Below are 12,109 nucleotides of genomic sequence, written 5' to 3' on the forward strand. Positions count from 1 at the left end.
CAAAATCAATGCACTCTAAAACCGGAAGAGCCTCCAGAGTTCAGGGGACTCTGCGAGGTGCGAGAGAGTGGCTGTAAGGCTGGTGAAAAGCTCCGCCACCATGTCGTCGGGGAAGATCGCCTCGACCGCGTCCATATTCAGCATCAGGCCACCATCGTGTTCATAGACCTGGAGGTCCATCCATACCTGTGGCGTCTGCGATAGGCCATGATCGATTACGCCCAGGTAAGGACTCTGATCTGACTCGGGGTGCTCCACGACGCCCAGGCCACACGTGAAGACCACCGGCATGGTTACCCGAGCACCGCGTTGCTTAGTAAGCATTCGCTGCACCGACACGCCGGAGACACTGCCGTGATCGAGATTGCTGAACATGCGCCTGTGTAGCGCTGCAGCGCGGTCCCGGAACGATGGTGCACACTGGGTATCCACGCTGAGAATAGATAGGCTGGTGAAGTCGCCAACTATGTGGTCAACCTCGGGGGCGAACCGAGTGCGGTCGAACCGGGTCAGGTTGATGCTAAGTCGCGGCTCATCGCTGTACCTCGCTAGGACTTCGGCGTATACCTCGGCTAGGAATACGGCTTCGGTCATCCCCTCCTCACGTACCCGTTGCTTAATCCGGCGCCACTTCGCAGCGTCCACCAGGGCGTGGTGGCGGCAAAACTGCGAGGTATTAGCGCCGTTTGTGTCGGTCACCGGCAACTGCGGTGCAGGATAAATAGTATCCACTGCCGATTCCCAATAGGCTTGGTCACGCTTATGGATGTCGCTGTGTGACAGTTCAATCGTGGCTTCGACATAGTCTTTAAATGAATAGGGGATTGCCGGATTGAGACTGTCTACGCCGTGGTCGTAGGCCTGCTTCCACTCACGGAAAATGTGGAACATGCTCCAGCCGTCGATAAACAAGTTATCGAAACTTAAAAGCAGTCGACCCGCGTCGGGCTCGGCTACGTAGCGTCCGTCGATGTTCGCTATCTGGGTTGGATTTGGGTACGTGCCAACAGGATCGATTGTGGGCGGTCAACTCGCTGGGCAGGGAGGCGCCGAGGGGATGACATTCGGGCAAGCCCTTTTGGCAATCTCAGTAGGCGAGGGCCTCCTTCTTATTCTCACATTCCTGCTCGGTCTCGCGGCAATGCGTACAGGGCTTAACCTTTCCCTGATTTCTCGCATTTCCTACGGCAAGATGGGCATGATTTTGCCAATGCTCATCATGGCGCTTTTGACCCTCGGTTGGTTTGCGTCAATCGTAGGCATGGTTGGTTCAATTTTCGACGTAGCTGTAGGCGATCTCACGGGCATCACAGTTGTTAACGGGTTGTCTCTTGAATACGTGCTTTTGTGCCTGTTCTGGGGCGCTGTGTTTACCTACTCCGCGTGGAGGGGCATCACGGCTATCGAAACGATTTCAGGCTGGGCTGCACCATTTGTTCTCATCGTTGCACTGGTAGCCGCGGTCTTGATGGTTGGTGAATTTGGCGGATTTGATAAGGTAATTGATGAAGCTTCAACCCGTTCGGGCATGTCCCAAGGCACGGGCGTGACAATCATGCTTGGTGCATGGATTGCGGGTGTCATTATGGGTGTAGATATCTTCCGCTACGCCAAGAAGGTGACTCACGTGTTTATCGGAGCTGCAGCCTGTTTTATCTTGACTAATCCTTTGCTCAATATTGTCGGTTATGTCGGTTCAATTTCGACAGGTGACTCGAATTTTATTACCTGGATGGTTACAAAAGGCCTATTCTTAACTATTGTCGGCGTAACGCTGTGGGTCTTGGCTCTGTGGACAACCAACATGTCTGAGTTGTACTGCAATGCCCTCTACGTTGGCCCTGCCGCCGAGAGCGCCGGCCTTCGCCTGCACCGTGGCAAGATCGTTATTTTAGTTGGAATTGTTGGCACCATTCTCGGTTCCCTTGGTTTCTATGAATATTTCTTCTCCGACTTCATCACCATTCTTGGTGCTGCATTCGTTCCACTGGCCGGACCTATCCTTGCTGACTATTACCTACTTCGTCGCGATGAGTACTCGACCGCAGATCCTAACCATATGCCTCCGCTTCGCCTGCCTGCTGTACTTTCATTCATTGTTGGTGCCCTATGCGGGATCGCATTCCAATACTGGTTCGCCCTCCCGCTTGACTTCCCTGCTGGACTTGGCGCGCTGATTGTCACTTTTGTTCTTCACATCATCTTGTCAAAGGCTATGGCATCACGTCCCGAGCAGCAGCAGGTCATCTCGGAGGGTTTCTCCTCGCCAGCTGCGTAGCAAACGCTCTATTTTTATCCTCTAGCCCGCGCAATGCAGCGAGGCACGGTTGATGCCGAGCTCTGCTGATGCTGAGTTCAGTGAGAGCTCCTCGTTGTTCTCATAGAGGGTCACGGCATCACGTTTGAACTCTTCGGAGTACCTGGACATGGTGGTAGATTACCTTTCTTCCCCGCCCGACTGGGCTGGATATCAGGTGTCCACCAAATGGGGGCCAGTTCAAAAACCTCCGGGGGTATTTTTCAAAATTACTAGGGCCCGGGGTGCCAAGGCTATGCGGCATCAGAGCTTTGCCGGTGAGGCGCGGGCATCTTTCATGACGCACTGCCATGTCGCTAACCACTACAGAGTGCACTATGTGAGTTGCTTTGGGTTCGGGCACATCCTGGTCAAGGGCTACATCGAGATCGCCTGATTGCCGAAAGTCCTAGAGCAGGTAGGGGTCGCCGAGGTCGTGGCTGACCCCTACATCGGTCCGTACAGGTTGCATGTCGCTGAAATGATATTCATCCAACTTAGCCCCTGTCTAGCCTAGTGTAGGTTGCCGACCACCTACGGGATCCCCTGGTTCTACAAGTCCAGGCACCTGTTACGGTTCCCAGAAGTGCAAGATCTGACCCCTGCGGATGTCGCCTCGGACCTTGAGGCCGTCGGTTCCCCTTTCGTAACTGCGCAAGATGTCGCGCAGGATGCGCATCACGGTTTCGTAGCTGACGTCGGTAGGCTCCGCGAAGGTATCCGGAAGCTGACACAACACGTCCTCGGGAAGATGATGAAGATAAAGTTTCGATGTTGACGCGACGGCAATTTTGCCCCGATACTTTAGGACCACACTGAAGATGGTGTCCTTGAAACTCGTCTCCTGCTCATCGATCTCGAAGAGATCCAAGAATTCCTCCTGGGTATCCCGGTTATCAAATGCGGTCGGAACCGCAAAAATGTCGTATTCATAATTACACATGTGAAACCTTTCACTTGAGCTAAATAATTACTTGTATAGGCTAATAACGTCCGGCTTATTCGTTTAGTTCCCGAGCTTCTGACCTATGCAGTGGGGCCTGGCCACCGGATAGTGGGCACACTGAAACCAGTATTTCGCTGGCGGAAGGAGGAACCTTTCCGCCATGCCACGCAAGACCTACACCGAGTAGTTCGGTGTCACCCAGTAGGTGGGGTCGATTGGGGTGAATGCGGACAGCCCGTTGGAGGGGTCGCTTAACGCATCACTGAAGCGGGAAGTCCTTCAGGATGAGTCTGTTTTCCCACGTCAGCTGGTGAGCCGCTAGACCAGCGACCCTGACTATCGCACCTTGGTGAATCCCCCGTGTCCACTTTCCGGAGTTCAGTCCCCTAAGGGGTTTGTTCTTCTCCAGCTAATCGTCTCTGGTCAGTTTCAAGGCAAGGTAGAACATAGGACCGACGATGAGGCCAATGACTGTCATTGTGACAGTTAGCCACCCTATCGTCGAGTACCATGTCTCAGCATCAGCGACGTGACCCCAAAGTGCCCCCAGGCCGTCAGGGAAACCGAGGTACGTCATAACGCCTACGCCAAGACCGCCAATGGCCACGAATCCCACACTTGCCATAAGGGCTGCTAGGACAGACCAGAGCGCGAACCTTTTGGTGTTATCTATCCGATCAGTGTCTTTCTGTATGGCTTCGGCCAACTTCTGTCGCTCTGCGCTCACCTTCTCCAGCTCTCTCGAGAGTCGGGCACTCTCCTTCTCCAATCGTGAAACGGCTGCGTTGACCGTACTGTCGAGGTCGGTCTGGACCCGCTCGAACGACTCGTTAACCACGGGCCTAATACCGGAACTCAGGCAAGCCGTTAACTGCCTGGTTAAGCCGCGCGAGACGCTCATGGCGCTTTCGTCGCTGAGCCTCACTGGGTGTTTCGCGACTTCGATTGTTGCTCGGTACATCTTCGCCAGATCGAGCAGTGTTTTCTGAATGTTCCGCATAGCCGGACCCATATCTGTCAGCATGTTGACCAGGCTGCTGATGGTTTCTGCGACTGCTTTCTGCGTTTGGTCGTACTCCTTTGTGCCGACCGTTGTCCGAGCGAGCTTCTTCAGCTGCTTGTTGAGCTTCTGCTGCTGCTCGGACAATGTGTTCAGTTCCCCCTCCGAGGCCGCGATGCTCGAAATCCTGCTCTCCAGTGCGTCCATCGCTTTGAGTGCGGTGGCCATCTTCGCTGAGTCCTTCGTGCGCTGCTCCTGCATAGTCTCCAGGGCTTCCAGGACGGGGTCGAGGCTCTCTTCGAGGTACGTCTCCAGGGCCTGCTGTTGTTGTCCGGTAAGCGCTTGTTTGATCACTGTCTTCCTCGCTTTCTTTTAGTTTCTTCAGTCGTTCAATTCGCGTCTGGCGCGCCAGTGCTGCCGCCAGTTGTGCCTGTGCCTCCGCGATACGGTCGCGCAGGCCGTTGGTGGTGTAGCCAGGCCCAAATTTCGAGCCAGCGTCTGCCGCTTTCCGCCTGCGACTACGACCCTTAGGCGTGCGTGTCGTGTAGACCGCTTCCTCGCCGTCGTCACCGATCAAGCCGATGCTGAGATCGCCGTCTGTTGACCTCAACGAGAGGTTGTACTCGGCGGCGATCTCGTGGGCCTTCTGTAGTCCATCTGGGGCGGTGAGGACCCGCTCGTCACTCACAAGCGCATCAACGCGTTTACGCAAGAAATCCGCCCAGGTTTCACCTGTCAGTTCGTCGATCTCCAGACCAGTTGAGTCGACGCTCTTGCCATCTCGGAGTGCCAGTCGCTCGGCACGTCGGAGCTTGACAAAGCCCTTCGGTTGCAAAGTTCTCATGCCCCAGTCACGCATGACGGAATCGTTAATAGCTTTGACCGCGTGCCAGTTGCTCGTACGCCTAGGCGCTGCCTTTCCAGTATTCAGGTCGTGGTTGAGCAAGATGATGTGATTATGGACGCATCGTGACTTGCCGTCAGTGTGGGTGGCGATGACGTACGGTGTGCCGGGAGCTAACCTCTGCGCAAGGTCCGCGCCCATGGCATTGGCCTTCTGCACGTCGGTGGAATTGTCCCCGTCGAGTTCGTCACGCGACCAGGATTGAACCAGCGTAATGGCCTGGTTGCTGCGACTGCCGTAGCGACCCATAATCTCGCGTCCGGATTCGATGAACTCGAGCCCGGCCCAGCGCCCGCCGCTGTCGTTTTTCATTTCTTCGCCGCAGACGACGGTCAGCGCTGCCGCACGGACCCGGCCAGCTTTCGCATTCGCTCGTGTGCCGTAGACCGCGTAGACGACGGGCGAGGAGAGACTCTTTGACCTATCGACTGTTGTGACGGACATATCGGCCCACCGCCTCTTTGAGTCGCCGCAAATCCTCCTGTGCAAGGCGAATGATGCCCATCAACTCCGCATCACCGGACGTGTGTGCGAGACGCGAGAGCTGATTGATGTTTACACCGATGCTGTTGATCTCTTTCCAGAGCCGCCTTACATCGTTTTGGAAATCCTCGGGAGGGTCGTTCATTCGTTCAGCCCACCCACGTGGTAGGCGGTCGGAAAGGGTATATATCGCCCCCCGCATGACCTCAGCAGGAGTCAGGTTCGTTCGCTTGGCGACCTCACTGACAACTTCCCACTGCTCAGCGTTGAGACGCAGCGTTAACCGCTTACTTACCGGGCCATCTAACTTCAATTTTTTCGTATCCTTCATCTTTTATTACTTTGTGTTACGTAGATCTCCCAACTCGCTTACGCGAGTTGGGAGATAGCCCTTATTTCTCGCACGCTTCGCGCTACCTCCGTCTCACGGATTACTGCGTATTCCGTGAGCACTGGTGGTAGTCGAAGTCGGCTCCAAAGAAGGGCGGCCAGCATCGCCCTGAGCACCTCCGGCGCTCACCCGGCTGGCACCGGGCCTTCGGGGGACGGCTGGCAAGGGGAGGACCCCTTGACCCCCTAATCTGACCAGCCGACAGGCTGGTCAGAATCTCCCGCTGGTCGCACCGCTCCCACCGGCTCTGCTTCGCCACGTGGGGCATCGGATGTGGTCTTTCCAACCACCTCCAGCCCCAGTGCGGCGAGCAACTCCGCAACCGTCCGGTCGCGGTATGTCGCCCACTCGGAAGCAGGTTTCTCGGCGGCGTCGGCGAGTACTCGGCCAAGCTCCATCTGGAGCTTGTCCTGCTGTTCCTTCTCACGCCGTTTGGCTTCCTCGCGAGCGCGCTTCTCAACCTCGATTCGCTCCAGAGCGATCTCGATCTTCGTTTTCTTCGTGGCCATGCTTAGAACTCCACCTCAACATCGTTACGGCTCTTTAACGGTGACCTCTGCGAGGTCACCGTCCGGGACACCATCGCCTGCTTGAGGCGACGGTTATTGGTTTTCTGGCGCGACCTCTGAGAGACTTTGATGATGTCCTTGGCGGCGCTTTGGACATCACGTTCGGCTGAAGCAGCGGGCGCTCCTTCAGCCACCTCGCGCATGTCGTTCTCGGCTTGCGTGGCCTTTGTGGCCAGCCGCTGCCAGTCAGCGCCGAGCACACCAGCTGTCTCGGGTGTTAGTGGTTGCTTTGTTCGCGCGCCAGTCACGCTTTCTGTCGCTGTTGAAGTCAGGTTGCCCATGACGGTTTACTCCTTAGTTCAAAGTTGTTTTCGGAATGTTGCGCGGGACTCCTGAGGCGGTCCACGTGTGCGCCGTTTCGTGCTCATCTTCGGTCAGTCCTTACAGCCAGCCCAGGACTCAGCAGGGCCTGCGAAGTCTGACAAGACAGGTACTTCTACGCCGTCCTTGCCGGGCAGCGTGACAGCGTTGAAGGCAGCCATAACTGTCTGCGTGATCTCGTCAGCACGGTCACGCGGGACCGACAACACAATCTCGTCGTGGACGAAGATGCGGACCATCTCCAAGACCTCCTGCGGGAGGTTCATTACACCTTCGAGGAACACGTCTCGGGCCGTCCCCTGGCCGTAGGCGGCAGGGGCTTGGGTGTACGCCGAGCCACGGCTGACAGCCACACGGCGGCCGAACCCCGTGGCAACCCAACCAAGTGCCTCGGCGTGCTTTCGTAGGTGTTCTTTCAAGTGTTCAAGCCCCGGAAACTCGAAACGCAGACGATCTAGCTGCTTCTGTGCCTCCATCACAGGGATATCGGCGTACGCGGCAAAACCTTGCGCGCCCATGCCGTAGTTCATGGCATGGGCTAGCTTCTTCGCATCAGGCCTGCGAGACGCATCGTCGAAGACGCGAATAGCCATCTCGGTGTGGGCGTCGCGACCGGGAGCAAACAGCGCAGCATAGGCAGGATCGCCGCTCCCTGCTGCCAGGCATCGCGCGTCAATCTGCGAGAGATCTACAGAGATCAACACCTCGCCTGCGTTGTCCGGGAGGATCATCTCGCGCTGGTGGATGAGTCGCTCATTACGCTTGCCAAAAACCGCCATGGCGGGTTTCGTGGTACTGAGACGGCCTGTGACTTGTTCTGCCCGGATACTCGGATACACCCTATCTCCGTGAAGGTTTTCCATGACCGTCGAGGCCGGTGTGGAAGACCTAAGCAGTTTCTCCATCTTGGCTGCCAGCTCGACGATCTCGGGCACGTTTGCGTGCTGTTCGGCAAGCTGGCTAAACGCCTTCGCGCTGATACTGATCTCATCCGTGTCCGTGAGTAGCGCAGCAACGCCGAAACTATCTAGATAGTCCGAGATAGCCTGTTTGCCTTCCTTGGTCATCCAAGGCTCTTTCCCCTTATTGGGGATACCGACCACATCGACAAGCCAGGTGCGAATCTCAGATTTGACGGCTGCCTCTTCTGCCAAGGCCTCTTTGACCTTGACCATGTCCACTCGAACGCCGTGAGACTCCACAACACTGAGGGCGTGCATCTTCTCGTGTTCACGCTGCAGATACTCTGCGCTGACAGCTTCCAAGGCAGCAGGCAGCATTTTCTCGTAGACAGCGGAGGTTGAGCGTACGTCCTGTAGTGCGTAAGCAACGTACTCGGCGTTATCCACGGGAATCTTGTCAAACCCACCGAACCGTTCCTCCAGGGCCTCAAGAGCCGTCTTACCGTCGTCCAGCAACTTGCCGTCCACACCACAGCGCTTAGCTACGGCATTGAGCTTGTATTTGAGGCTGCGGTCCCCACCTGCAGCCAGCTGGGAGAGGACCATCGTGTCATGCACCTTGCCAGCGTCGATGAGCGCCTTGTCATCGAGGCCATAGAGCCGTCGCAGTGCAGCCAGGTCAAACTGCACAACGTTGTGACCAACGATGGTGTCGGCAGTCTCCAGCAGCGGAATAAGTTCACCAGCGATGTCGGTGGTGGTCACAGGCTCAGCACCGTTGATCGAGTAAGCAGCAAGACGCACGAATCCTGGATCATCTGTGACCTGCACAACACCTGCGTCACCCGTTTCAAGGTCGAACACGACGGTTGTACTGTCGGCGGGTGCTGAGGGTACTGCCTGCCCGTCTGCTGTTTCTGCAGGTGTTGGTGTTGGTCCCGGTGTCGGCGGAGGAGTACCACCGCTGCCACCGTCACCACCGTTACCGCCATTGCTATCGTCACCGTCGTCATCGTCAGGATCGACACGTACGACCTGGAACCGCTTCGTATGGTTAACCATCCCAGCGCTTCGCATGACGTAACCATCGAAGGGCCTGTCTTGGAAACGGGTGTACATACGTCCAAGGCGCTGGGCCGTGGCGTTATCAATTGTCCAAAGCCCAGAAGGCAAAGGAACAAACTGACCGCCGACGTTGCGCGCTTCAATAGCCTTCTGCGCGTCGAAAGCACGGAATGGCTTGCCGTCGAAAACCTCGTCTAGCCACGCGATATGGGCAAGATCTTCCAGCTCGCTGTCGTCCGACTCCTTGCGCCACTCGCGCACACCCTCCATGAGGTCACTACGACCTGCGAAGGCGAGAATGCCACCTACGGTTAAATACCACTCTTCAAAACTACCTACGTCATATCCAGAAGGAGGTGCGGGTTTACCGGCAACAACCCAGGCACGGATCATCGTGTGAGCAGCCTCAAGAAGCCTTTTTCGATTCTGGAATACCCATTCTTTGAGGTTTGGATGCTTAAAATCATCACGTGCCTCAGGGTTGACTAAATCCGAATGTAAAATAATAGGAATGGTACGGCGCGACATGTCTTTTCGGGCTGCAACCTTCTTGCCAATAGCAAACACACACGCACTGTTCGGTACTGACTTGTGTTCAGACTTGCCGAGGATGCGACCAGAGTAGACCTCGGCGGTGATCATCGAAGCCAACGCTTCGCTCTCCAGCCCCCCACTAGCCTCATCGAACATTAACGTGGTGCGGCCGGACAAAAGCGCAGAATACAGCACCTTTTCCATCTCTTCTTCGCTGACGGGAATCTTTTGAAACTGTGCAACCCGACCCGTCGCAATAATGCTGGCAACGTGCAGACATAGGTTTTTGCCAGTACCCTGGTTATTTGCCGAGATGAGGCCCAAGGGGGCCGTTGAACACACAGACCTTGTAAGCAATGTAAGAGGCATGGACACCGCGCGGGTGAGATCGGCCTCTGAAGCAAACGGGAAGTCACAGAACGGCTCCAACAGCGTCTCCAGCGCTTCCAGAGCATCGTCAGCGGTAGGAGCGTCAGGTACGTGGAAGCCTTCGAGATCGTCTGAAAGATCCAAGAACTTACGCGTCTCAGCGTTGTAGCCAGACTCACAGACAACATTTCCACTCTCCGAGAGGATAGGGGCTTCGGCAATACCCTCAATGGAGGGATACTTCGACACACGATTCTTGTTAAAAATCACAGCGGCCTCAGTCATGCCGAGTGGCCTGACCACTACTTTCTTAGCCATGTGTTGTTCGACCTGAATCGTCTGCGCAGCAAGGTCAATAGCATAGGGAAGATCAACGGTGTCAAGGCTCTTACGTCCGTCTCGTTTCTCCAAGGCCATGAGCTTGTCGTTGGTACGAAACAGTCTCGTACCTGCGTATTTGTCGTAAACGGCCTTATCCACGGTGTCGTAGAAGACCGACGGCTCAAGATCAGAGTTGACGGATGGCTTCATACTGCCCGCCTGCGGAGTTGATGCAGTTTGCGAGGGTGCCTGAGTCATCGAGGGCCGCTTCTGACAGGGCTTATCGCCTGCCTGCTTAATCCACAGCTCAAGCATCGTCTCGCGACGATCCGCGGGGATATTACCGAGCACGTCATCGATGCCTTGCTTGCCGCCGCCAGGAACATTTACAAAACGAACGGGGGTCGCACCCCACCGGCGGCACAGTGTGCCAAGTCCCTGGGCACCGTCATAGACCAGACGGTTTGCTGCAGCATCAGCGTCTGCGATGATGTAGGTGGGCAGGCCACCAACAAGTTGGAATGCGGGGGAAGGGCCAGCGTCACCACCCTGCCAGGACGTAATGCCGGGCAGAGCGTACACAGCAGTGTCATCGTCAGTGATCGACATCACGGCCAGGGGTTGTTTCGTACCCTCAACCAGCAGCACACGGCGTGTGCCAGCATGGACTGCGCGCCGCTCGATCAGCGAAGGTACGGGATGGCCGGAGTCCTTCGAAGGACCGATGTACTTGGGTGCACGACCATCTGCCAGTACTACAGTGCCGGGCTGAGGTTTTACCTGCCAGGTCGTTCCTTTATCTGCTTCTTGAAGTTCATAGACCAGGAATGGGGCTGCGTCTGGGAACCTGCCGATCCACTGCAGCGGCTCGGGTAGATCCTCAGTGGCATAAGCCGTGTATGCACCACAGCTTGCGATGACCTCATCAGAGATACCAGAGGCACGCAGCTCAGCGAGGTGCTCATCCGACAGGGAATCTAACTCTAAACCTTTACTTGAGGTTGATGGTTTAGTGTCAACGGTAGTAATATCGGTGTTAGTGGTTTTGGTGCCCTCATCAGCGGTGATGGGGGCGCTTTCTTTTGTCTCCATTAGGCTGCACCCCCGATCGTGGGTTGTGCGTTGAGCCAAGCATCAAGATCTTTGACGCGATAGAGGATTTGTCTACCAGATTTAATGTAGCGGGGACCGCGTCCCTCGGCACGCCAGTTTGCAAGAGTGCCGCGCGACAAACCAAGCATTTCAGCAGCGGCTGTCGGCTTAACAGAAAGACGGGGAATATCTACATGGGTACTCACGATTAAGTGTCTCCAGACATGAAAAATTCACCCCAGCCTGCGCAGTTTGCGCTTAGGAGCTATTTCATGTCCGGTTCTAATCCGTGATTCCACTTTCATTTTCGAGGACCGATAAATAGGGGTAGGACCGATAAATGGGACCTCGCTGGCGACACCCGGAAGGCTAACAACCACCCTATCCCATTGCGGGCCATTTGACAAGGGGTAGCAGTCTGGGTTGAGGCAGGCGTAAATGCACCCCCTAGCGCATGTTCGTCGCGTAGTTCTGCATCGTTTCGTTGCTTGAGGCTCAAATAATAAAAAAGGACGAAACGCTTGACCGGTGGTTTTGTAAAACTACGAAAATCAAAAATGCGAAACAAGCTACAGGGCTGCGACCTGTGTGGATCGGCATGATCGCGGTGGTGTTTCGTAATTCAGCCACTTTTCGGTCCAACTCTTTCAAAGTAGAGAAGCATAGACGTTGTGAGTGACGTGGCTTGCGTATGGCAGATGTCGAAACGGGGGCAGGGAAATAAGGGGGATAAGGGGTAGGATTCAGCGCCTGCCGTGTGGAAATTTCAAAAAACACATTAGTTGGTAAATACCAATGAGTGTGTTTTTTCATTTTCTCTAGAGTTAGGGTGAAACAAGCCCCGTATCCCCCCGGATTCCCTAATTTCATGACGGGTATTATGGGCTCTTCCGGTTTTAGAGTGCATTGATTTTGT

Annotated in this window: 11 protein-coding genes and 1 pseudogene; 1 reads left to right on the forward strand and 11 read right to left on the reverse strand. The window is 55.6% G+C overall.

Annotated features, from left to right (window positions below; translation table 11 throughout):
* Positions 1 to 15: 15 nt before the first annotated feature.
* Positions 16 to 1,017 (reverse strand): condensation domain-containing protein, encoded by a 1,002-nt coding sequence (locus tag HMPREF3227_RS08525; protein WP_369814873.1) that lies wholly within the window; start codon positions 1,015 to 1,017, stop codon positions 16 to 18.
* On the opposite strand from HMPREF3227_RS08525, the gene HMPREF3227_RS08530 reads away from it, so the two are divergent.
* Positions 1,001 to 2,278, forward strand: coding sequence for a purine-cytosine permease family protein (locus tag HMPREF3227_RS08530; protein WP_196131630.1), 1,278 nt, complete (start codon positions 1,001 to 1,003; stop codon positions 2,276 to 2,278). The two genes, HMPREF3227_RS08525 and HMPREF3227_RS08530, sit on opposite strands and share 17 nt — an antisense overlap.
* Before the next feature lie 21 nt (positions 2,279 to 2,299).
* Here the strand turns inward: HMPREF3227_RS08530 and HMPREF3227_RS13340 are convergent, their stop codons facing one another.
* The 10 genes and pseudogenes from HMPREF3227_RS13340 to HMPREF3227_RS13790 form a co-directional block, all read right to left on the reverse strand.
* Positions 2,300 to 2,428 carry an IS3 family transposase gene (locus tag HMPREF3227_RS13340; RefSeq protein WP_066512189.1) on the reverse strand — a complete coding sequence of 43 codons (129 nt, stop codon included), beginning with the start codon at positions 2,426 to 2,428 and terminating at the stop codon, positions 2,300 to 2,302.
* 439 nt (positions 2,429 to 2,867) lie between these two features.
* On the reverse strand, positions 2,868 to 3,239 hold the full coding sequence (locus HMPREF3227_RS08540; protein ID WP_066512193.1) for a hypothetical protein: 372 nt from the start codon (positions 3,237 to 3,239) through the stop codon (positions 2,868 to 2,870).
* A 412-nt stretch (positions 3,240 to 3,651) separates the two neighbouring features.
* Complete coding sequence (locus HMPREF3227_RS13785; protein ID WP_066512197.1) at positions 3,652 to 4,596, reverse strand: coiled-coil domain-containing protein; 945 nt, start codon at positions 4,594 to 4,596, stop codon at positions 3,652 to 3,654.
* Between the two features lie 484 nt (positions 4,597 to 5,080).
* Positions 5,081 to 5,590: pseudogene (locus HMPREF3227_RS14025) on the reverse strand (relaxase/mobilization nuclease domain-containing protein); the annotation flags it as partial.
* The gene (locus tag HMPREF3227_RS08550) at positions 5,568 to 5,960 is read right to left on the reverse strand and encodes a plasmid mobilization relaxosome protein MobC (protein ID WP_066512200.1); all 393 of its coding nucleotides are present in this window, start codon (positions 5,958 to 5,960) and stop codon (positions 5,568 to 5,570) included. The gene HMPREF3227_RS08550 and the pseudogene HMPREF3227_RS14025, both read right to left, overlap by 23 nt.
* A 245-nt stretch (positions 5,961 to 6,205) precedes the next feature.
* Complete coding sequence (locus HMPREF3227_RS08555; RefSeq protein WP_066512202.1) at positions 6,206 to 6,529, reverse strand: hypothetical protein; 324 nt, start codon at positions 6,527 to 6,529, stop codon at positions 6,206 to 6,208.
* 2 nt (positions 6,530 to 6,531) lie between these two features.
* Positions 6,532 to 6,870, reverse strand: coding sequence for a hypothetical protein (locus HMPREF3227_RS08560; protein ID WP_066512205.1), 339 nt, complete (start codon positions 6,868 to 6,870; stop codon positions 6,532 to 6,534).
* A gap of 93 nt (positions 6,871 to 6,963) precedes the next feature.
* Complete coding sequence (locus HMPREF3227_RS08565; protein ID WP_066512208.1) at positions 6,964 to 11,193, reverse strand: DNA polymerase; 4,230 nt, start codon at positions 11,191 to 11,193, stop codon at positions 6,964 to 6,966.
* Entirely contained in the window at positions 11,193 to 11,399 is a 207-nt protein-coding gene (locus HMPREF3227_RS12950) for a helix-turn-helix transcriptional regulator (RefSeq protein ID WP_231732344.1), read from the reverse strand. Before HMPREF3227_RS12950 ends, HMPREF3227_RS08565 begins: the two co-directional genes overlap by 1 nt.
* Positions 11,400 to 11,688: 289 nt before the next feature.
* A partial coding sequence (locus HMPREF3227_RS13790; protein ID WP_231732345.1) for a hypothetical protein occupies positions 11,689 to 12,109 on the reverse strand: 421 nt, incomplete at its 5' end.

Source organism: Corynebacterium sp. CMW7794 (genome assembly GCF_001563605.1).
GTDB classification, from domain to species: domain Bacteria; phylum Actinomycetota; class Actinomycetes; order Mycobacteriales; family Mycobacteriaceae; genus Corynebacterium; species Corynebacterium phoceense.

Coding starts and splice junctions, on each gene's coding strand:
- HMPREF3227_RS08560 (WP_066512205.1), bottom strand. CDS start 6,870: ATGGGCAACCTGACTTCAACAGCGACAGAAAGCGTGACTGGCGCGCGA.
- HMPREF3227_RS08540 (WP_066512193.1), bottom strand. CDS start 3,239: ATGTGTAATTATGAATACGACATTTTTGCGGTTCCGACCGCATTTGAT.
- HMPREF3227_RS08550 (WP_066512200.1), bottom strand. CDS start 5,960: ATGAAGGATACGAAAAAATTGAAGTTAGATGGCCCGGTAAGTAAGCGG.
- HMPREF3227_RS13340 (WP_066512189.1), bottom strand. CDS start 2,428: ATGTCCAGGTACTCCGAAGAGTTCAAACGTGATGCCGTGACCCTCTAT.
- HMPREF3227_RS08555 (WP_066512202.1), bottom strand. CDS start 6,529: ATGGCCACGAAGAAAACGAAGATCGAGATCGCTCTGGAGCGAATCGAG.
- HMPREF3227_RS08565 (WP_066512208.1), bottom strand. CDS start 11,193: ATGGAGACAAAAGAAAGCGCCCCCATCACCGCTGATGAGGGCACCAAA.